The organism is Balneolaceae bacterium, assembly GCA_034521495.1.
Taxonomy (GTDB): domain Bacteria; phylum Bacteroidota; class Rhodothermia; order Balneolales; family Balneolaceae; genus Rhodohalobacter.
In genome coordinates this window covers 22,285-44,444 of the sequence record JAXHMK010000003.1, presented here as the reverse complement: position 1 = coordinate 44,444, position 22,160 = coordinate 22,285, and the positions used below count along the sequence as shown (strand labels likewise).

Sequence of the window (22,160 nt, the reverse complement as noted above, 5' to 3'; positions counted from 1 at the left end):
TGCAATACCTGGCTTTCGAAACGCTGACATCTCTCGTATTAGAACAAAACGGGATCGATTCTGAGCAGTCTAAGAATACTTACGGCCTTACTATAGGCGAGCACTCAATGGTGATTGATAAATTGACGAATGCCATTAATTCTCTAACATCAAATAATAAATTGGTTCGAAAATTACCGGGAGATCAACCGTTTGATGACTACCTGAATGCTATCCGCTCCTTTAATAATATGGCACGAGCGCTGGATCTCTACTTGGCCACAGAAAATGCGTACCAACATTATGGACTGGATGATTCTTCGCTCCTTACAGAACAGGAAAAAACAGATTTGATGAATCGCTTCAGGGCTGATATTGATATTCTTTTTAATAATGGTTTAAAAAGAGAGTATGGTGTGGGCGGCCTTTTTACAGTAACGGAGGATCATCTTGAAGCCGGGAATCGCCCTATGAAGGGATATTTTGCCCTCGCTTATGCATCCATGAGTGCCCAAACTGCAACACAGGAAGAGCGGGACACCCTGGACGATTATATTTCAACTGCCCGAAGAAAAGCCAGTGAGCCATCAGATGACCAGAGGGGACGATATTGGATGTATCAAACCGCAAACGGCAGCCGGTTTTGGGCGGAAGGCCCGTTCTATTTGGATTTTGTATTGAAGGACGCCATCATCTTCTGGCACGCTATTCGTATTAATGAAGATCTTGATGAGTCGTTCGATCCCTTTTTTAATGATTGGTTTCTGAATCCCGTCCGATGGCTGGCCGATCTTTCAACCCCTGATGGTTCCCTGCCAGCACTTGATGACAGCAACAAGCGGCCCATCCAAGCCGCCAATTTACTACGTTGGAGCGGCGAGTATGGAGACGAACAAGTTGGCAGAATGTTTACAACAATTTTTGATAATCTCTCCGAACACCATAGTGAAACAGAAAATGAAGACCAGTTTTACCTGGTTGAAGCGGCAATTCCAATCAACAATAGCAGTAGTTCTGACATTGAATCTCTTACAAACCCCGAAGATCAGCAATTCATCATTCGCCATACGGATGCATCAAACCAACAGCACTATCTTGCGCTGGTGGGCGAAAAAGGGAAATCAATCACCAGCGGCGAAGGTCACGAACAACCCGATCAACTGCAACTGCTCTACTATTTGGATGAATATTCATTTCTCACGGATGGAGGTTACGACAGTGGGAATCCTCAAACCAACAGCACTTGGAACGGATACCTTTACACGAATACCATGCAGTATGATGCATCCGATATCGAAACTACGTTCGATTTTGTAACCTACCAGAATGAGGGCGGGCTTGAAAGTCCATTTGCTTCCATTACCGAGACAAGGAAAGTAAGCGTTCACAATGAAGCGGACATTGATTATCAAAATCCGGCTCAAAATGTGGAACTGATATCTGGTCAGGTTGAATTGAATTTTGACTCTCCTTCGGGTTCTTCTTCTACCTACAACCGTTCCATTATATTTGTGAAGGGAGAGAACCCCTACCTGATCGACATCAATGATATTGCAGCCGTTTCGGGTCGTAATGACTTTGTGATGCGATACTACGGCAACAGCGATCAATCTGATACTGAAAACGGTTGGTTCCTTTGGGATTTTTCAGCTCAGCCATTTACAAGTCCTTCCCATCGACTTTTTTTGTATACAGTTCCTCTTTTCGGAAATTATGATGAGGAGATTGAAACAGTTCAGATACAGGAAGCTCAAAATCGGGTTGATGGAGAAAAAATGCCATATCCAGTAATAAGAAAATCATATCTCAGCGACCAGGAATCCAACCGATTTACAACGGCAAGTATTCTGAATATTCTTGAAGACATACCATCTTCTGAGCCTGAATTTGTATCAAATTCAGGAGATTTGAGTTATATCACATACCGAGTTGACCCGGAAACGATCGACCTGTTCGTTTTTGCGGCTGATACAACTGAAAATAATCGCTCACTAAACATTCAATCCGGACCACTAAGTGAAATTGAAATTGCCCTCCTGGCAAATCAAACCATCGGGTTTTCAAGATTCAGAATGGATGGTGATAGCTGGATGCAGGATTCTGATTATACGGTACATCTGCAATCCAGTACCGCACCTGATGCGCCCAAAAATCTCTCCGTTTCTATAGAAGAACGAGCTGCAGGACCCGCAGCTGTTTTAAGCTGGAATGAGCCCGGGGGGGATATCGCTTTTTATGAAATCTGGAAACAGTTGAGGGCCCGCTCCGATCAATCCGAACAACCCGTTGAATTAATTGGCACATCAGAAACCAACAGCTACGCGGACGCCTCGATTACCAATCTGCCGTCCGGTGAATTTGACCAGCGCTGGTTTGTAAAAGCCGTGAACTCCGACTCGTTGACTTCAGCACCATCTAATTACACCGAATGGATCTACTTCGACCAATCGGCTACACCAGACGAGTTCAAGCTGTATAACCCCTTTCCAAACCCTATGCGGGAGGCCGGGAATGTACGATATCAACTTGCAGAAGAGGCCGATGTAACCCTTCAACTTTTTGATCTCCTGGGTCGTAAAATTAAATTGATCCTTAGCGATTCGCAGTCTGCTGGTACCTTTACTAAAGAATGGAATTCTGGTGGTTTATCGTCGGGAATATACATTCTGCGGTTAACTGTCACGCCTGAAGCTGGGGCTGCCTATCAAAAAAGTGTCAGGGTAAGTGTGATCAAATAATGGACTCTCCTTATTGGAATTTATTGTAACTGTTTAGCGGTTTGTGGCACTTTAGATTACATCTGATAGATTTCGAAAAGTAAGATTACAAAAAGGCCTTAGATAATGGAAAAGGTATCTATTACCGTCTGCTACAGCTGACTTGGAAATAAGGAAAAAGTAATTGGTTTAACCAAATTTTAGTCAAAAGATAGGCCGAGAAGCCCGAATGTGAATTAAAAATCAGTTATTTGATTATCTTGATGAATAATCAAAATCAATCTATTATGAATTCTTATTGGCATCCTCCGGCCTCTCTATCCTGATCGTAATTTCATTACTTACTAACTCCTCATTATTAGCCAGAATAGATGGATAGATTTCAATCCATGATGAAGAACTTCCAAATCTAAAGCAGAAGTCAAATTCAAGTGATTGTCCAACGACTTCAAAGTCATCTTCAAAAATATTTTCACCTTCCGTACCGCTTTCAAATAAAATGTCGAACTCAATTCCACTAATATCTACTCCTGAACTTGAATCAAAGTTCAATACAAATTGAAACCGTGTGGCTGAAGCACCCGAATCAATGTCGCATCCATTTAATTGAACAACAGAATATGAACTGTCAGTAATTTCGATGAATGAACTTTCAGAACTGGTTGAATCCTTGCATGATGTCACTATTAGTGTTAGCAGAAAAATTGTTATGGTAAGAATTCGCAAATAATTAGATCTCATAATTTAATTCCTTTTTCTAAGTCTCTCTGGCATTAAAAAGGTTGGAGTAGAAAAGTTTTTGAATATCTAAATCAATCATCTCCATCCTATCTCTAATAACTAATGCGAAATATTATTATCAGTTCTGTCACACATATTTGTTGGAAACTTCATTTTTAAAATGATTGGATCTTTATGCAATACGTTTCTATTTGATCCACGAATATTGAGAGAACAATCCTGCTGCCCCCGCTAATTCTTGAACCTTCCCTTTTCTGATAGAGTCATCTGAAATGGCGCAGAGATATTTTTGATTATGAATATTTATCCCCGTGGTTACTCCGTTCGCAAAAAAACCTTATCATTTGGTCAATAATTTTTGATATTTCAACCCAATAAAAACTTCATCAAATGATATCAGGGCTTTTGAAGATCCGTTTATTTCTTCTGTTACCAATTCTATGGCTGACTATACTAAGTTGTCGGTCCACCGAATCTATCGTTGAGGAACAACAACCACCAGAGATTGAAAAACCATCGGTTCAGCAGGTTGACGGTCTCAAACCAAACCGTGAATTTCGGGCCATATGGGTAGCTACTGTTGCAAATATCGACTGGCCTTCTGAGCCCGGCCTGCCCGTGGACAGACAGAAAGAAGAGATGATTGACATCCTGGATCGTGCTGCTGCATTGAATTTCAACGCCATCATTTTCCAGGTTCGTCCTGCGGCTGATGCTCTCTACCCCTCACCCCATGAACCCTGGTCGTACTACCTGACCGGGAAAATGGGACAACCGCCATTGCCTGCATATGATCCGCTTGAGTTTGCTGTAACAGAAGCTCATAAACGGGGAATGGAATTACACGCCTGGTTCAATCCCTATCGTGCCGGCCATCCTTCAGATAAATCAGAAATTTCGCCCGATCATATCAGCAAAATTCAACCCGATTGGGTTCATGAATATGGCGATTATCTTTGGCTCGATCCCGGCATTCCTGAGGTTCGTCAGCATACAATCGATGTCATTTTAGATGTGGTTGAACGCTATGATATCGACGGCGTGCATTTTGACGATTATTTCTATCCCTATCCCTCCTACGCTGATGGAGCCGATTTTCCGGATACCGAAAGCTGGCAAAGAGCCGTTGAAAAGGGTACCACACTCTCCCGGAAAGACTGGCGGCGAAGTAATGTGGATACATTGATGAGAGAACTGTCTGAAGAGATCAAACAAGTAAAACCTCACGTAAAATTTGGGATCAGTCCGTTTGGAATCTGGCGGCCGGGTTATCCTGAGTATACTACCGGATTCGATGCTTACAATGAACTCTATGCCGATGCCCGGCTCTGGCTGAAGGAGGGCTGGGTGGATTATTTTACACCTCAGATCTATTATCGTCTGGATCAGGTTGGGCAGCCGTTTCCCATCATGCTGGATTGGTGGGTGGAGCAGAACGATTACAACCGGCATATCTGGCCGGGACTGTTTACTAGCCGAATTTTATCATCATGGCCGGCGAATGAAATCACCGGCCAATTATATACATCACGGGCATTTCCGAATGTAACCGGTGCCGTTCACTTCAGCATGAAAACGTTCATGGAAAACCCCGATGATTTCAACCAAATTCTTGCCGCCGGGCCGAATGCATATCCATCACTGATTCCTGCATCCCCCTGGATCTCAACAACTGTTCCGGATGCACCGGCGGTTACATTTCACGATTTTAACTCTTACTGGTCGCTAACTCTTCAACCACAAAATGGAGATGATATTCAATGGTGGCTTGTGAGAACAAAATTAAATGGGCAATGGGAAGTGGAATACTATCCCGCTTTTCATCGTGAGATCGATTTTTTTGGAGGAGAAGGGATGAAGCGTCCGTCCGATATTGTCGTTTCCGGGGTAAATCGTGCGGGAGTAGAGGGTGAGCTTTCTGAGCCGATCAAAACAGAAGTTATTGAATCAGCCATAAGGGATTCTGCCAGGCTTCCTGAAAATGTAATAAAACGAGAGGATTGGGCTGAGCATGAACCGTTAGGGTATGATGCCAATGCCGTGCGCAGAAACCTGATGCACGGAGATACACTTCAATTCCGTGACTTCAGCCTTGTCTTTTCACGAATGTTGAAATCAACTCCATATCCCGGGCACTTCATGGGTATCTCTTCTGAGAAGAAAGATAGTACGGAGATCAACGAAAGGGTTACCGTTCAGCTATACCGAAATGGTGTATCTGAGCAGTTTTTTCTTCAGCCTGGCGAAGCGATGAACTGGTACGGTTATCATGTTGGTCTGATTGATACAAATTTCGACAGCGGCAACCTGGCTTTTGAAACGCTGGCATCTCTCGTATTAGAACAAAACGGGATCGATTCTGAGCAGCTCTAAGAATACTTACGGCCTTACTATAGGCGAGCACTCAATGGTGATTGATAAATTGACGAATGCCATTAATTCTCTAACATCAAATAATAAATTGGTTCGAAAATTACCGGGAGATCAACCGTTTGATGACTACCTGAATGCTATCCGCTCCTTTAATAATATGGCACGAGCGCTGGATCTCTACTTGGCCACAGAAAATGCGTACCAACATTATGGACTGGATGATTCTTCGCTCCTTACAGAACAGGAAAAAACAGATTTGATGAATCGCTTCAGGGCTGATATTGATATTCTTTTTAATAATGGTTTAAAAAGAGAGTATGGTGTGGGCGGCCTTTTTACAGTAACGGAGGATCATCTTGAAGCCGGGAATCGCCCTATGAAGGGATATTTTGCCCTCGCTTATGCATCCATGAGTGCCCAAACTGCAACACAGGAAGAGCGGACACCCTGGACGATTATATTTCAACTGCCCGAAGAAAAGCCAGTGAGCCATCAGATGACCAGAGGGGACGATATTGGATGTATCAAACCGCAAACGGCAGCCGGTTTTGGGCGGAAGGCCCGTTCTATTTGGATTTTGTATTGAAGGACGCCATCATCTTCTGGCACGCTATTCGTATTAATGAAGATCTTGATGAGTCGTTCGATCCCTTTTTTAATGATTGGTTTCTGAATCCCGTCCGATGGCTGGCCGATCTTTCAACCCCTGATGGTTCCCTGCCAGCACTTGATGACAGCAACAAGCGGCCCATCCAAGCCGCCAATTTACTACGTTGGAGCGGCGAGTATGGAGACGAACAAGTTGGCAGAATGTTTACAACAATTTTTGATAATCTCTCCGAACACCATAGTGAAACAGAAAATGAAGACCAGTTTTACCTGGTTGAGGCGGCAATTCCAATCAACAATAGCAGTAGTTCTGACATTGAATCTCTTACAAACCCCGAAGATCAGCAATTCATCATTCGCCATACGGATGCATCAAACCAACAGCACTATCTTGCGCTGGTGGGCGAAAAAGGGAAATCAATCACCAGCGGCGAAGGTCACGAACAACCCGATCAACTGCAACTGCTCTACTATTTGGATGAATATTCATTTCTCACGGATGGAGGTTACGACAGCGGGAATCCTCAAACCAACAGCACTTGGAACGGATACCTTTACACGAATACCATGCAGTATGATGCATCCGATATCGAAACTACGTTCGATTTTGTAACCTACCAGAATGAGGGCGGGCTTGAAAGTCCATTTGCTTCCATTACCGAGACAAGGAAAGTAAGCGTTCACAATGAAGCGGACATTGATTATCAAAATCCGGCTCAAAATGTGGAACTGATATCTGGTCAGGTTGAATTGAATTTTGACTCTCCTTCGGGTTCTTCTTCTACCTACAACCGTTCCATTATATTTGTGAAGGGAGAGAACCCCTACCTGATCGACATCAATGATATTGCAGCCGTTTCGGGTCGTAATGACTTTGTGATGCGATACTACGGCAACAGCGATCAATCTGATACTGAAAACGGTTGGTTCCTTTGGGATTTTTCAGCTCAGCCATTTACAAGTCCTTCCCATCGACTTTTTTTGTATACAGTTCCTCTTTTCGGAAATTATGATGAGGAGATTGAAACAGTTCAGATACAGGAAGCTCAAAATCGGGTTGATGGAGAAAAAATGCCATATCCAGTAATAAGAAAATCATATCTCAGCGACCAGGAATCCAACCGATTTACAACGGCAAGTATTCTGAATATTCTTGAAGACATACCATCTTCTGAGCCTGAATTTGTATCAAATTCAGGAGATTTGAGTTATATCACATACCGAGTTGACCCGGAAACGATCGACCTGTTCGTTTTTGCGGCTGATACAACTGAAAATAATCGCTCACTAAACATTCAATCCGGACCACTAAGTGAAATTGAAATTGCCCTCCTGGCAAATCAAACCATCGGGTTTTCAAGATTCAGAATGGATGGTGATAGCTGGATGCAGGATTCTGATTATACGGTACATCTGCAATCCAGTACCGCACCTGATGCGCCCAAAAATCTCTCCGTTTCTATAGAAGAACGAGCTGCAGGACCCGCAGCTGTTTTGAGCTGGAATGAGCCCGGGGGGGATATCGCTTTTTATGAAATCTGGAAACAGTTGAGGGCCCGCTCCGATCAATCCGAACAACCCGTTGAATTAATTGGCACATCAGAAACCAACAGCTACGCGGACGCCTCGATTACCAATCTACCGCCCGGTGAATTTGACCAGCGCTGGTTTGTAAAAGCCGTGAACTCCGACTCGTTGACTTCAGCACCATCTAATTACACCGAATGGATCTACTTCGACCAATCGGCTACACCAGACGAGTTCAAGCTGTATAACCCCTTTCCAAACCCTATGCGGGAGGCCGGGAATGTACGATATCAACTTGCAGAAGAGGCCGATGTAACCCTTCAACTTTTTGATCTCCTGGGTCGTAAAATTAAATTGATCCTTAGCGATTCGCAGTCTGCTGGTACCTTTACTAAAGAATGGAATTCTGGTGGTTTATCGTCGGGAATATACATTCTGCGGTTAACTGTCACGCCTGAAGCTGGGTCTGCCTATCAAAAAAGTGTCAGGGTAAGTGTGATCAAATAATGGACTCTCCTTATTGGAATTTATTGTAACTGTTTAGCGGTTTGTGGCACTTTAGATTACATCTGATTGCTTTCGGAAAGTAAAATTGCAAAAGAGCCTTAGATAATGGAAAGGTATCTATTACCGTCTGCTACAGCTGACTTGGAAATAAGGAAAAAGTAATTGGTTTAACCAAATTTTAGTCAAAAGATAGGCCGAGAAGCCCGAATGTGAATTAAAAATCAGTTATTTGATTATCTTGATGAATAATCAAAATCAATCTATTATGAATTCTTATTGGCATCCTCCGGCCTCTCTATCCTGATCGTAATTTCATTACTTACTAACTCCTCATTATTAGCCAGAATAGATGGATAGATTTCAATCCATGATGAAGAACTTCCAAATCTAAAGCAGAAGTCAAATTCAAGTGATTGTCCAACGACTTCAAAGTCATCTTCAAAAATATTTTCACCTTCCGTACCGCTTTCAAATAAAATGTCGAACTCAATTCCACTAATATCTACTCCTGAACTTGAATCAAAGTTCAATACAAATTGAAACCGTGTGGCTGAAGCACCCGAATCAATGTCGCATCCATTTAATTGAACAACAGAATATGAACTGTCAGTAATTTCGATGAATGAACTTTCAGAACTGGTTGAATCCTTGCATGATGTCACTATTAGTGTTAGCAGAAAAATTGTTATGGTAAGAATTCGCAAATAATTAGATCTCATAATTTAATTCCTTTTTCTAAGTCTCTCTGGCATTAAAAAGGTTGGAGTAGAAAAGTTTTTGAATATCTAAATCAATCATCTCCATCCTATCTCTAATAACTAATGCGAAATATTATTATCAGTTCTGTCACACATATTTGTTGGAAACTTCATTTTTAAAATGATTGGATCTTTATGCAATACGTTTCTATTTAATCCGCGAATATTGAGAGAACAATCCTGCTGCCCCTGCTAATTCTTGAACCTTCCCCTTTCTGATAGAGTCATCTGAAATGGCGCAGAGATATTTTTGATTATGAATATTTATCCCCGTGGTTACTCCGTTCGCAAAAAAACCTTATTATTTGGTCTATAATTTTTGATTTTTCAACCCAATAAAAACTTCATCAAATGATATCAGGGCTTTTGAAGATCCGTTTATTTCTTCTGTTACCAATTCTATGGCTGACTATACTAAGTTGTCGGTCCACCGAATCTATCGTTGAGGAACAACAACCACCAGAGATTGAAAAACCATCGGTTCAGCAGGTTGACGGTCTCAAACCAAACCGGGAATTTCGGGCCGTATGGGTGGCTACTGTTGCAAATATCGACTGGCCTTCTGAGCCCGGCCTGCCCGTGGACAGACAGAAAGAAGAGATGATTGACATCCTGGATCGTGCTGCTGCATTGAATTTCAACGCCATCATTTTCCAGGTTCGTCCCGCGGCTGATGCTCTCTACCCCTCACCCCATGAACCCTGGTCGTACTACCTGACCGGGAAAATGGGACAACCGCCATTGCCTGCATATGATCCGCTTGAGTTTGCTGTAACAGAAGCTCATAAACGGGGAATGGAATTACACGCCTGGTTCAATCCCTATCGTGCCGGCCATCCTTCAGATAAATCAGAAATTTCGCCCGATCATATCAGCAAAATACAGCCAGACTGGGTCCATGAATATGGCGATTATCTTTGGCTCGATCCCGGCATTCCTGAGGTTCGTCAGCATACGATCGAAGTCATTTTAGACGTGGTTGAGCGCTATGATATCGACGGCGTTCATTTTGACGATTATTTCTATCCCTATCCCTCCTACGCTGACGGAGCCGATTTCCCGGACACTGAAAGCTGGCAAAAAGCCGTCGAAAAGGGCACAACACTCTCCCGGAAAGACTGGCGGCGAAGTAATGTGGATACATTGATGAGAGAACTGTCTGAAGAGATCAAACAAGTAAAACCTCACGTAAAATTTGGGATCAGTCCGTTTGGAATCTGGCGGCCGGGTTATCCTGAGTATACTACCGGATTCGATGCTTACAATGAACTCTATGCCGATGCCCGGCTCTGGCTGAAGGAGGGCTGGGTGGATTATTTTACACCTCAGATCTATTATCGTCTGGATCAGGTTGGGCAGCCGTTTCCCATCATGCTGGATTGGTGGGTGGAGCAGAACGATTACAACCGGCATATCTGGCCGGGACTGTTTACAAGCCGAATTTTATCATCATGGCCGGCGAATGAAATCACCGGCCAATTATATACATCACGGGCATTTCCGAATGTAACCGGTGCCGTTCACTTCAGCATGAAAACGTTCATGGAAAACCCCGATGATTTCAACCAAATTCTTGCCGCCGGGCCGAATGCATATCCATCACTGATTCCTGCATCCCCCTGGATCTCAACAACTGTTCCGGATGCACCGGCGGTTACATTTCACGATTTTAACTCTTACTGGTCGCTAACTCTTCAACCACAAAATGGAGATGATATTCAATGGTGGCTTGTGAGAACAAAATTAAATGACCAATGGGAAGTGGAATACTATCCCGCTTTTCATCGTGAGATCGATTTTTTTGGAGGAGAAGGGATGAAGCGTCCGTCCGATATTGTCGTTTCCGGGGTAAATCGGGCTGGTATAGAGGGTGTGCTTTCTGAGCCGATCAAAACAGAAGTTATTGAATCAGCCATAAGGGATTCTGCCAGGCTTCCTGAAAATGTAATAAAACGAGAGGATTGGGCTGAGCATGAACCGTTAGGGTATGATGCCAATGCCGTGCGCAGAAACCTGATGCACGGAGATACACTTCAATTCCGTGACTTCAGCCTTGTCTTTTCACGAATGTTGAAATCAACTCCATATCCCGGGCACTTCATGGGTATCTCTTCTGAGAAGAAAGATAGTACGGAGATCAACGAAAGGGTTACCGTTCAGCTCTATCGAAATGGTGTGTCTGAGCAGTTTTTTCTTCAGCCTGGCGAAGCGATGAACTGGTACGGTTATCATGTTGGCCTGATCAACACTAATTTCGACAGCGGCATGGCCCAGTTTGAGGTCGCTACAGTAAACTCGCTGCCGGTTGACAGGGCTTCGGCCCTAAGCACCGGATCAGCTGAATACCGGCTTCGTGTTCCTCATACCATCAATCAAATTACGCTACACCATTCCGGGAGTGCCGAACCGCTTGAACCGGAAGACGATCCCATTAAAATCCTGAACAACCTGTTTGAATGGGGCGCGGAGGATCGCAACTGGTGGGATCTGCCTTATCACTATTTAATCGATCTGGACGGAAATATTTATGAAGGTCGAGATCCCAAATACGCGGGTGAAACCAATACCACATATGATCCGCGCGGACATCTGCTCATAAGTGTGATGGGGAACTATAATCAACAGGAACCGACGGAAGCACAACTCAATGCCATTGCAGAAATGACGGCCTATGCTATTCAAAAATATAATTTGAGTTTAAATGACATTTATGGCCACGGAGATTGGGCGGATACATCTTGTCCGGGGGAGCATCTGCAGGAATATCTTGACAGTGGAATGCTAAAAAAGAAAACGGAAGTGTTTCTAAAATCACAGAACTAATAATAGAAACATACAAAAATATGAATTGCATCAATTTTCAATCTTTCAACAAGTTAAGCCTTTCAATAGAATTTTTTAGATGTGAAAAAGTAATCGGTTTCCCCATATAGTCATGATATCCTAAATTTTTTGCTTTTTCTTTATTTCGCGGATCGGTATTCCCGGTAATATAGATAACCGGTATCTCTTTCTCTTTTTTGATCTCCCTGTAGGCTTCAATGCCATCAATTTCGTCCTGTAGCATTATATCCATAAGGATTAGATCGTAAGAGTCTTCTTTGGCTTTTTGGATAGCAGACGCACCTTTGGTGGCTGTACCTAAATGCTCGAACCCCATTTTTTTTAGCATGTGCTCGAGCATCAATTGTAAAACCAACTCATCTTCTACGATTAAAATTTTGGGGTTCGATTCCATACTTAACCTTCTAAATTACATCTCTATCCACGAATAACCTACCGTCGGCTTTGGGGATCGCTGTCCTATTTTATTGTTAGCTCTACAATATTAAAAATAAATTAATGTTTCCACGAATATATACTATTGAAGTCAGACATTTGCAATAGTTGCTTTTACAAAAATACTCCTCCTGATGATGATTTTCTTACAAATTTAACGTGTTGGCAACTTTGCTGTGAGCAATAATCAGAATGAAACAGTCAACTACAACTACCCTTACATCTCTTATTTCGTGTCAACAATTAATTCTGAAAAATCAATTACTTGAGTCAGACAGAATGTAGAGAATACATTCCAAAAAAAAAGGGCACAGTAAACATGTGCCCTTTTTAGAATTTAAAGTTTAAAAGTTAGTAACCTGTATTTTGTTGTAAAACCGGAGTTCCACCAACAGTGCTCAAGTCGATCTGTCTTTGTGGAATCGGGAAGTATTCATTTCTGTTTGGTGTAAACTGCCCTTCATTGAGATATGAAGCCGGGAAGAAATCACCTTCGTAGTCCATAAACTCATTGATTTCATCCTCAGCAATTCCCCATCGAACCAGATCAAAGTACCTGTGGCCTTCAAGGGCCAGTTCCAGCTTGCGTTCAAACCGTACGATTTCCCTGGCTTGCTGCTGAGTGCCAAGATCATCATACAGATCGATATTATAATTAGGCTCTGTATACTCATTCCAATTATTGATATCGGCTGCACCGCCGCCCAGATACACAAACGTGGTTCCAGTATCTTCCCGTACTACCCAGCTTCCGGAGGTGGGTTCGAGTGCCAGCATCTCTGCTTCACTGCTTACGATTTCAAAAGCATATCCTTCATTGAATTCGTTTTTAACCCATGCAGATGGATCCGCAGCACGTGCTCGTACACGGTTAATATACTCCAGTGCCTGTGACAGGCTTCCTGTTTCGATTTCCGCTTCGGCTGCCATCAACAGGACATCAGCAAAACGAATAATCGGGATGTTATACGATGTACCGGGTGCCCACTGACTCGGATTGTTTACATCCTGATCATCTTTTTGCCACCAGATGTGCTTTTTGGAAGCATATGGACCGGAATATGCCTGGTCGCGCACCCATCGCTGACCGGGGTGTGGTCCCCAGTCGTGGAACGGAACACCGCGACGGCCAACCGTCCAGTCAAGCCGTGGATCGAGAGTACCGCTGTGAGGCTCAAAATTTTCACTTGAAAGAACTCCCAGATCATTTTTCACAGGAGTTGAAAGGAAGTCGTTAATCAGTGGTTTTCCATCAACTGTTTGAAAGGAATTTACCAGGTAAAGTGTAGGCTGGTAAAAACCACAGCAGCGAAACGGACTGTTATACGGATAATTGAGCATCATCCCGGGATTAGCATTTTGAATAGTGCCTGTCCCGTCATCGGCAGATGCCTGAATAGCAAAAACCGATTCTGCATTGTTTTTATTGACCGGGTTATGTACCTGATCGAGCGGTACAAGGTCATATGCCAATCCGTTAGAGGTATTACCATCGGAAATGATTTGATCATACAAGGATTTGGCCTCCGAAAATTTCTCCTGGTACATATAGGATTTGGCGAGATATGATGCAGCCGCCCAGTTATTGGGTCGTCCAGCCTGTGCTTGAACAGCCGGGAGATTGTTAAATGCAAACTGGAAATCCGCTTCTATCTTTGGCCAGATATCCTGGTCATTTGGCTGAGGTGTAAGTGCATCCACAGTTTCATCGATCCATGGAACGTTATTATAGAACCTCTTCAGCTCAAAGTAGAAGTGTCCGCGCAGAAAACGCGCTTCAGCTTCTATCCTGGCTTTATCTGCCTCGCTGAAAACACCTTCAGAAACAGGTACATCTGGCAGTACACTCAGCACAGAGTTTGTACGGGCAATACCTTCGTAAAGACCTCTCCATTTCAGGTTTATGAATCCTGTGGAGGGTGATACGTTCATACCTCCGAGGGTGTTCATTTGTGGCTGGTCACCTGCATCACTTCCTTTGTGAGCTTCAGTTCCCATAACACTTCCATAAAGCCAGTTGGAGGGGCAAACTGCCCAGGCTCCGTCTCCCGGAAGGCCATCTCCCCAGCCCTGGTTACCGGTTTGACTGAGAGCCCCATAAGCCCCCATTAAAAGTGTTTCTACGCCGTTGCGATCGGCTACTACATCTTCACTCAGCGATCCCATAGCAGGGCGCGTAAGAAATTCATCTCCGCACGCTTTTGTGAACATACCTGCGGTAAAGATTAGTACAAGTATGATGATTACATTTTTTGAGTTCTTCATATTAGACCTCTGTCTATTTAATTCTTTTAAAATCCGAGATTAAACCCAACCAGGAACTGGCGGGAGGTTGGATATGCACCTTCATCTACACCAAAACTTGTGGTGCTGGCATTGGCTGACTGTGTATTACCTACTTCAGGATCGGGCCCTGAATAATTTGTGATGGTAAACAAGTTCTGGGCTTGTACATAAACCCTCAGCCTGTTCAATCCAACATATGAGAGCATATCGGGAGTGAATGAGTATCCAACCTGGAACGTTCTCAATCTCAGATATGAACCATCCTCAACATAATAGGAGTTGGGCACAAGGTTCGTAGCCGTAGAACCGGCATTTTCCTGGATGGGTGCTGTGGCATTGTGGTTGTCTGGTGTCCAGGAATCGTACAAAGCGGTTTTACTTTTCGCTCCCTGGAAAGAGGGATAGAAATCGGTCCACCATTTTACCTGGTTCCAGATATCATTGCCTTGCGACCCATAGAAGAATGCACTCACGTCAAAACTTTTGTAGTTGACGGTGAGATCCAGTCCGTATGTAAAATCGGGATGTGGATCACCCAACCTGGTGCGATCATCGGCAGTAATGCGTCCGTCGCCATTTACATCAGCATATCGGAATCTACCGGGAGCTGCCTCTTCCTGGTACACGCCGCCTGCACTTGCATTGGCCTGGTCAATTTCTGACTGTTCGTTCCAAAATCCTTCAATTTTATAACCAAAGAATGTGGATATCGGCCAACCAACCTGGTTTCTGACAATAGGATTACCGCTGCCAAAGCGCCGGCTTGTTCCGTCGAAATTATCAACACCTTCGGCAATTTTTACCACTTCATTGCTGTATGTAGTAAAGTTAACCGTTGCACTCATGTTGAAATCCTGGGAGATATCCCTGCGTCCTGTAATGGACATATCAAGCCCTTTGTTTTCTACATTACCAACATTTACATATGGCTGTGATGCAAGGCCGGCCTGTCCGGGCAATTCCGGGTTGAACAACAAGTCTCGCACATCATTTTTATAGAAGTCCATATCAATCTCAAGAGCTCCCTCAAACAACATGGTATTTACACCGAAATTCATTGTATGAGACTCTTCCCAGCGTGCCCCAGGATTACCGATTCGCGTTTGTGCAAATCCCTGGAATATGGTAGGCCCGCCTGTTATCGGATAAAATGTAGAAAGCTGGTTTCCTCCAAAAAGTGAGTAGGCATTGTCTGCTGCAACATTCAACTGGTTCCCCATTACGCCATATCCTGCACGTAATTGAAGGTTTGTCAACCAGTCAACATCACGCATAAATTCCTCCTCAGAAATACGCCATCCAATACTACCGGATGGAAATAAACCGTATCGATTATCGAGAAATCGGGAGGAACCGTCTCGCCGAACGGTTGCATTCAGCAGGTACCGGTTATCGTAATTGTATTCGGCACGGCCGAAGAGAGAGAACAGTGCATTCTCGTACTGCCAGCTATAGTTGGTGGGATCTCCGGCACCATTGCTCAGGTTCACATAATTAGGATTGAATGAGAAATAGTCGGTCCGGGTTCCGCCACGTTCGCGGCCGGTATCTTCGTTCGCTTCCGTTCCTAATAAAACAGTGACATTATGAACATCGGCCAGCAGATCTGTGTATGTAACCGTATTTGTCCAGGTCCAGTTTGTGCCGTTCCAGGCTCCATCTCCATATAAATTTACAACAGCATTTTCTGCATTTTCATATTCAGGGAACTGGAACCAACTCCAATTACTGGTAGCATAACTGCCGCCAAAATTAGAACGGAAAGTTATATTTTCGAGAAAATCGATTTCAGCAAATACATTACCAAAAATTCGATTATTTTCGCCCGTATTATTCATGGTTCGTTCGCGCTGTGCAACCGGATTACTGGCATTACCCAAAGGAGCTCCGAAATTACCCGCAAAGTTCCCGGCTATATCGTAAACGGGAATAATGGGTTGCTGCCGATAGACCATACCTGTGGCTGTACCTTCATTAAGTGAACCAGCCTGTGGATTTTCCCACATGGCTATTGATGCGTTCTGGCCAACACGAATATTTTCGGTCAGGTTGAACTGTGTATTTACACGAAGCGTGTACCGTTCATTATAGGTTCGCAGCAGGGTGCCTTCTTCATTAATATAATTCAACGATAACATGTAACTGGCATCATCTGTACCACCGCTTACCGATAAGTTAGAGTTCACTGTATAAGCAGGTTTAAAGATCTCCTGGAACCAGTTGGTACCCTGTTTATTGGCCTGAGTAATTCGGAAAAAGTTTCCCAAATCAGCCGTATCTGTGTAGTAGGGATTCACATAGTAATCATCGTGATTTACCTCTCCCTCCATTGCACCGGTCGGAGCTATATAATCTGGTAATTGGGGTGTTGAACCGCTTCCGTACAGGGAAGATGAAGGGGTGAGACCTGAGTTGTTATAGGCCAGCCACTCCAGTTCGGCCATCTCCATAGGAGAAGCAATATTAAAAGCATTGCCGTGATGTTTGGGGGTTTCGTACCCCACATACGAATCAAAAGTAACGCTCAATCCCGGACGCCCCTGTTTTGTAGTGATAATTATCACCCCGTTTGATGCCCTTGAACCGTAAATAGATGCCGCAGAAGCATCTTTCAAAACTTGTAACGATTCAACATCCCTGGGGTTCAAATCGCCAATACTGCTGGTGGGAACACCATCAACAACATAAAGCGGATTTACATTACCAAAATTACCAACTCCCCGTATTCGTACAGAGGGCTCATCGCCCGGCTGACCTGATTGCGAAACTGTTACACCTGAAACCTGACCTTGTAACTGTTGGTTTACAGATGACTCAGCAATTTTCTGCATCTGGGGAACATCGGCTACACTGATAGACCCTGTAAGATCTATTCGCCTCTGAGCAGAATATCCTGTAACAATGAGATCTTCGCCAAGAATAGCAGAAATCTCCATCTCCACATTTATCGTATTTCGTCCGTCTACATCCACCACAACAGGTTGATAGCCTATATACGAGAATCGTAACTGGGCATCTGGTGATGGGACCGATAGAGAGTAGTTTCCTTCCATGTCTGTAGTTGTACCGGTAGTTGTACCTACTACCATAATATTAACTCCCAGGAGTGTCTCGCCATCATTGGCATCCGTAACAGTTCCTGAAACTTCATGAACTGTCTGGATATCCTGGGCATTAACGGAAGAGCACAAAAACAGAACAAGGTACATGCTCAACCCCGCTTTTGCGATAGTACGGAGCAGCATTGCAAATAGTGAATTGTCTGATTTTATCTTCATGGTATACCTTCATTATTGGTTATGTGGTATACCCATTTCCAAAGATCCTCAGTATCCCTGAAAAGTTTTCACCAGCCAATTCACTATGTCTCACATAATTGCGTCTCTTGCTTGGTTCGCCGGTATCAATTCAAGATCAATACTTTAAACGACAAAAGGTAAGAGAGGTCAATACTTACATCTCAGGTTTTTTCGGGTCTTTTATAGTAACTCATCACTCATGTATGACTCACTTTTGTGAAAATGAATAACCACTAAAAAATCATTATATGAAACACAGCAGCTGGTTAATAAGCACTGCCTATCATGTATGGTAGAGCTTTTCAGAACCTTTGCATCTAAGGGATTTCCTTAGGGGCATATAGGGAAAATTTTAAAACCGATGGGTCCTTTTTACAATCTCTTGATATTATTAATCATATAGCGAAAGCCCGATTTTAATCAATTTAAAAATATTTCTATGAAGGTTTTGTCTGCATAAAAATAGGCTTTAAGGTATGTTTAAAGCCTGTTTTTACCCTTGAATCATAAAAACATAGTTTAATCTATAAATTTTCTAACAAAAAGATTCCTGCCGAAGCCTGAACTAAACTTTCTAAGGATTTTCCCCATTTAAAAACAGGTGTAATCGTAGGAAAATCAGCCAATCAATCCCGTAGTAATTTACAAATCGCTTCGGTGTACGATTGTGTTGTACCACTGCCGCCCACATCGGGGGTGCACTCATCTTTGTGATCTTGTAAAACCGTATAAACAGCAGAGCGTATTTTTTCAGCCAGCCGATATTCATCCAGGTACTCCAGCATCATCAGTGCCGAAAACAGAAGTGCGGTTGGATTTGCTTTCCCCTGGCCTGCAATATCGGGTGCGGAACCGTGAACAGCTTCAAATATAGCAGCATCATCGCCAATATTGGCTGCACCGGTCACACCAAGTCCCCCTACAAGGCCGGATGCCAGGTCAGACAAAATATCACCAAAAAGATTGGTTGTAACGATTACGTCAAACTGTTGAGGATACTGTACCATCTGCATCGCCATATTATCCACAATCAGATCTTCAAAAACTATCTCCGGGTATTTCTTTGAAATCTCTTTTCCGATATTGAGAAAAAGACCTGTCGTTAATTTCAAAATATTGGCCTTATGGACCAGGGTTATCTTCTTTCGGTTGTTCTTTTTTGCATACTCAAACGCCGCCGTGATAATTTTTTCACTGGCCTTACGTGTAACCACTGCAATACTTTCGGCATGTTCTTCTTTTTCCTCATCAATCCACTGTTCTTTACCAATATAAAGGCCCTGTGTGTTCTCTCTGAACATCACAAGATCAACGGCCCTGAACGGACTCTCAATATTCGGCAGTGATTTGGCCGGACGAATATTACTATACAGATCAAACTTTTGCCGTAATGCCACATTGATAGATCGGAAACCTGCTCCAACCGGCGTAGTCAGAGGTCCCTTTAGTGCTATTCGATGCTTATCAATCGCATCGAATGTTTCGTCCGGCAGCGGATTCCCCGTCTTTTTAAACGTTGCTTCGCCGGCTTCACACTCAATCCAGTTTATCTCTGCACCGGCTGCTGCCAAAATAGTTGTTACTGATTCAGTGATCTCTGTTCCAATTCCATCCCCTGGGATTTTTACAATGTTGTACATAGTCTTTTTATTTGTGATTTATTTTTGTTCAAGATAAAGAATCTGCCCGAAGGAAACAGAACATCCCGCCGTAGTTTGTAGTTCAGATTCGCCCTCCGGCAATCCCAATCTGTTTCTTCCTGCCCTAATTAAAACAGCATCTGCGAAAGCAGGACCTTACAACTTCCCTATACATTTTTGAGAAGGGCTTGCAAAACTCTGACCGTCATCCTGAACCTGTCTGCCGAAGCTTAGCGCAGGCAGGCTTGATTCAGGATCTCCAGATACTGGCTATAAAGACGAATGGAGAATCTGAATCGAGTTCAGATTGACCAATAACCACGGTTTTGCAAAGCCCTCTCTGATTGTTTGTACAACACAGAAATACCCATCATCAATACGCTACTTTTATTAGATCGTTAAAATCGTTATATCTGCTCTGAACTTGATTCTCAAAAATCCTGTATGAAACGACTTCGCAGCGACATACCCCGTGCATCCAAGAAAGAGATTTTTGGATGGGCCATGTTCGATTTTGCCAATTCCACCTACACACTGCTCATTATCACAGTTATTTTTCCCGTTCTGTTCACCACGGTAATCGTCGGAGATGCAGAACAAAATTATCGCCTTGGAAATCTTCTTTGGAGTGTTGCACTGGCGGTTAGTTATTTCCTTGTTGTACTTAGCGGCCCCGTTTTTGGAGCTATCATGGATTATTCTGCCATGAAAAAACGGTTTCTCTTCTACAGCTACGCTCTTACCGTACTGAGTACCGGTTTTCTCTATTTTGTGAAACCAGGGCTTGTTGTTTTAGGAGTGGTGTTACTTGTGATCTCTAATTTTGCATATGCTATTGGGGAAAATTTCATTGCTGCTTTTCTGCCCAGCCTGGGGCCACCAAAAGATCTTGGTAAAATTTCCGGTTTTGGATGGGCTTTGGGATACATAGGCGGGCTCGTTGCAGCTGGTTTTGTGATCTATTTTTTGGGCGAGCCAACCGCCGCTAATTTTGACCGAATCCGTTGGGTGGGACCGTTTACAGCGCTCTTTTTTATGATCACAGCCATACCTACATTTCTTTGGGTGAAAGAACCCGGGATCAGAAAAGAGTTGCCGCCGGGAGAAACATTCTTCTCTGTTGGTTTTAAGCGGTTGGGCAATACATTTAAGATGATTGCAAAATTCAAGGATCTGGCCGTCTATCTTGTCTCTGTTTTCTTTGCTATGGCCGGGATCTATATCGTCGTTTCGTTTGCATTTATTTATGGCGACCAGGTTGTGAACTGGGATGAAACCGTTCGAATCCTGATGTTTGTTGTTGTACAGATTACGGCCGCCATTGGGGCTTTTGCATTTGGTTATATCCAGGATAAAATCGGAGCCAAACTCACCTATAATATAACTCTTGTCCTTTGGTTTTTGGGAGTTCTTGGCATATGGGCCGTAACCGATTTAACCGTATGGATTAACCATACCTTTAGTACCAGTTTTGAAGCTCAATATGTATTTCTGTGGATAGGAGTTATTGCAGGAATCAGCCTCGGATCCAGCCAATCTGCGAGCCGGGCGTTGGTTGGAATTTTTACCCCCGAAGAAAAATCAGCGGAATTTTTTGGATTTTGGGGACTCTCCAATAAAATAGCCGGTGTGTTTGGAATTATCGGACTTGGATTACTCCAGGCTGAATTCGGACTGCATCAATCTGTCCTGTTTTGCGCCTTCCTGTTTTTGGTGGCCTTGTTGGTCTGTTTCTTTGTAAATGAGAAACGGGGAGAAAGTGCCGCAGATGATTTTCAAGCTCAGCAAAACGAGGATTATTGATGAAATAGCTCGATTTCCTCTATTAAACACTACCTTCAAATCAGATAAAGGAAATTCATTCATTTTTCCTGTACACACATAGTGATTCTATAAATAGCATAGAATCAATAACTTATTATGTTTTTTAAAAAATCTATCTGTTTGAGAATCTGTTGATCCGTTACATTTCAACCAAACAAAATTTTTTTAGCCGTAAATAACATACTTTAGCCTCCATATTCTTACCTTAATCGAATATTATGCATAGAATCAATAGGATTCTATAAAATCGGATGGATGATAAAATTTTATCAACATCAAAAACAACTAACTTAAAAGGAGATTTAAATGAGCAGAATTGAAGAAGTAAAAGGCTTAATGACTGAACTCGAAGAAGATCTTGATAAATTCTACGAAAAAGGAAATAAAGCTGCCGGTACTCGTGCAAGAAAACAATTGCAAAATCTAAAAAAACTGGCCCAGGATATCCGACTGGAAATTCAGGACATTAAAAATAACGGATAATCTACTACGATTTTCCAATGAAAAAGCCGCGTTTTACGTGGCTTTTTTTGTTTGTGGTTTCTACAACCCTCATTCAACCTTTTTAAAAATAGGAGAAGTTACCCCGAAATTTTAAGTTTAAGTATGCTAAAGTATTAA

General features: G+C 43.1%; 13 protein-coding genes. 7 read left to right on the top strand and 6 right to left on the bottom strand.

All coding sequences use genetic code 11. The annotated features are described in order from the left end of the window. A partial coding sequence (locus tag U5K72_00825) for a T9SS type A sorting domain-containing protein (GenBank protein MDZ7717346.1) occupies nt 1-2,717 on the top strand: 2,717 nt, incomplete at its 5' end. Between the two features lie 264 nt (nt 2,718-2,981). Here the strand turns inward: U5K72_00825 and U5K72_00820 are convergent. Next, nucleotides 2,982-3,437, bottom strand: a complete 456-nt coding sequence (locus U5K72_00820; GenBank protein MDZ7717345.1) for a hypothetical protein — start codon at nt 3,435-3,437, stop codon at nt 2,982-2,984. A gap of 405 nt (nt 3,438-3,842) precedes the next feature. Between U5K72_00820 and U5K72_00815 the strand changes: the two genes are divergently transcribed. The 3 genes from U5K72_00815 to U5K72_00805 are packed head-to-tail and all read left to right on the top strand — an operon-like array spanning nt 3,843 to nt 8,453. Then, nucleotides 3,843-5,810 (top strand): family 10 glycosylhydrolase, encoded by a 1,968-nt coding sequence (locus U5K72_00815; protein MDZ7717344.1) that lies wholly within the window; start codon nt 3,843-3,845, stop codon nt 5,808-5,810. A gap of 34 nt (nt 5,811-5,844) precedes the next feature. Beyond that, a complete protein-coding gene (locus U5K72_00810; GenBank protein MDZ7717343.1) occupies nt 5,845-6,396 on the top strand; it encodes a hypothetical protein in 552 nt (183 codons plus the stop codon). Further along, on the top strand, nt 6,330-8,453 hold the full coding sequence (locus U5K72_00805) for a T9SS type A sorting domain-containing protein (protein ID MDZ7717342.1): 2,124 nt from the start codon (nt 6,330-6,332) through the stop codon (nt 8,451-8,453). The genes U5K72_00810 and U5K72_00805 overlap by 67 nt, the downstream gene beginning before the upstream one ends. Nucleotides 8,454-8,716: 263 nt before the next feature. On the opposite strand, the gene U5K72_00800 is transcribed toward U5K72_00805, so the two are convergent. After that, nucleotides 8,717-9,172: a hypothetical protein gene (locus U5K72_00800; GenBank protein MDZ7717341.1), complete on the bottom strand. Its 456-nt coding sequence runs from the start codon at nt 9,170-9,172 to the stop codon at nt 8,717-8,719. Nucleotides 9,173-9,577: 405 nt separating this feature from the next. Between U5K72_00800 and U5K72_00795 the strand changes: the two genes are divergently transcribed. Next, the gene (locus U5K72_00795; protein MDZ7717340.1) at nt 9,578-12,034 is read left to right on the top strand and encodes a family 10 glycosylhydrolase; all 2,457 of its coding nucleotides are present in this window, start codon (nt 9,578-9,580) and stop codon (nt 12,032-12,034) included. Nucleotides 12,035-12,071: 37 nt separating this feature from the next. Here the strand turns inward: U5K72_00795 and U5K72_00790 are convergent, their stop codons facing one another. The 4 genes from U5K72_00790 to U5K72_00775 form a co-directional block, all read right to left on the bottom strand. Further along, nucleotides 12,072-12,449 (bottom strand): response regulator, encoded by a 378-nt coding sequence (locus U5K72_00790; GenBank protein ID MDZ7717339.1) that lies wholly within the window; start codon nt 12,447-12,449, stop codon nt 12,072-12,074. A gap of 392 nt (nt 12,450-12,841) precedes the next feature. Then, nucleotides 12,842-14,755, bottom strand: a complete 1,914-nt coding sequence (locus tag U5K72_00785; GenBank protein MDZ7717338.1) for a RagB/SusD family nutrient uptake outer membrane protein — start codon at nt 14,753-14,755, stop codon at nt 12,842-12,844. A gap of 26 nt (nt 14,756-14,781) precedes the next feature. Continuing rightward, nucleotides 14,782-18,054, bottom strand: a complete 3,273-nt coding sequence (locus U5K72_00780; GenBank protein MDZ7717337.1) for a TonB-dependent receptor — start codon at nt 18,052-18,054, stop codon at nt 14,782-14,784. Nucleotides 18,055-18,701: 647 nt separating this feature from the next. Continuing rightward, the gene (locus U5K72_00775) at nt 18,702-19,715 is read right to left on the bottom strand and encodes an isocitrate/isopropylmalate family dehydrogenase (GenBank protein ID MDZ7717336.1); all 1,014 of its coding nucleotides are present in this window, start codon (nt 19,713-19,715) and stop codon (nt 18,702-18,704) included. A gap of 444 nt (nt 19,716-20,159) precedes the next feature. Between U5K72_00775 and U5K72_00770 the strand changes: the two genes are divergently transcribed. Continuing rightward, nucleotides 20,160-21,518, top strand: coding sequence for an MFS transporter (locus U5K72_00770; protein ID MDZ7717335.1), 1,359 nt, complete (start codon nt 20,160-20,162; stop codon nt 21,516-21,518). Between the two features lie 327 nt (nt 21,519-21,845). After that, on the top strand, nt 21,846-22,022 hold the full coding sequence (locus U5K72_00765; GenBank protein MDZ7717334.1) for a histone H1: 177 nt from the start codon (nt 21,846-21,848) through the stop codon (nt 22,020-22,022). Nucleotides 22,023-22,160: the final 138 nt, after the last annotated feature.

Coding starts and splice junctions, on each gene's coding strand:
- U5K72_00820 (MDZ7717345.1), bottom strand. CDS start 3,437: ATGAGATCTAATTATTTGCGAATTCTTACCATAACAATTTTTCTGCTA.
- U5K72_00765 (MDZ7717334.1), top strand. CDS start 21,846: ATGAGCAGAATTGAAGAAGTAAAAGGCTTAATGACTGAACTCGAAGAA.
- U5K72_00790 (MDZ7717339.1), bottom strand. CDS start 12,449: ATGGAATCGAACCCCAAAATTTTAATCGTAGAAGATGAGTTGGTTTTA.
- U5K72_00800 (MDZ7717341.1), bottom strand. CDS start 9,172: ATGAGATCTAATTATTTGCGAATTCTTACCATAACAATTTTTCTGCTA.
- U5K72_00785 (MDZ7717338.1), bottom strand. CDS start 14,755: ATGAAGAACTCAAAAAATGTAATCATCATACTTGTACTAATCTTTACC.
- U5K72_00805 (MDZ7717342.1), top strand. CDS start 6,330: ATGTATCAAACCGCAAACGGCAGCCGGTTTTGGGCGGAAGGCCCGTTC.
- U5K72_00775 (MDZ7717336.1), bottom strand. CDS start 19,715: ATGTACAACATTGTAAAAATCCCAGGGGATGGAATTGGAACAGAGATC.
- U5K72_00770 (MDZ7717335.1), top strand. CDS start 20,160: ATGAAACGACTTCGCAGCGACATACCCCGTGCATCCAAGAAAGAGATT.
- U5K72_00810 (MDZ7717343.1), top strand. CDS start 5,845: ATGGTGATTGATAAATTGACGAATGCCATTAATTCTCTAACATCAAAT.
- U5K72_00780 (MDZ7717337.1), bottom strand. CDS start 18,054: ATGAAGATAAAATCAGACAATTCACTATTTGCAATGCTGCTCCGTACT.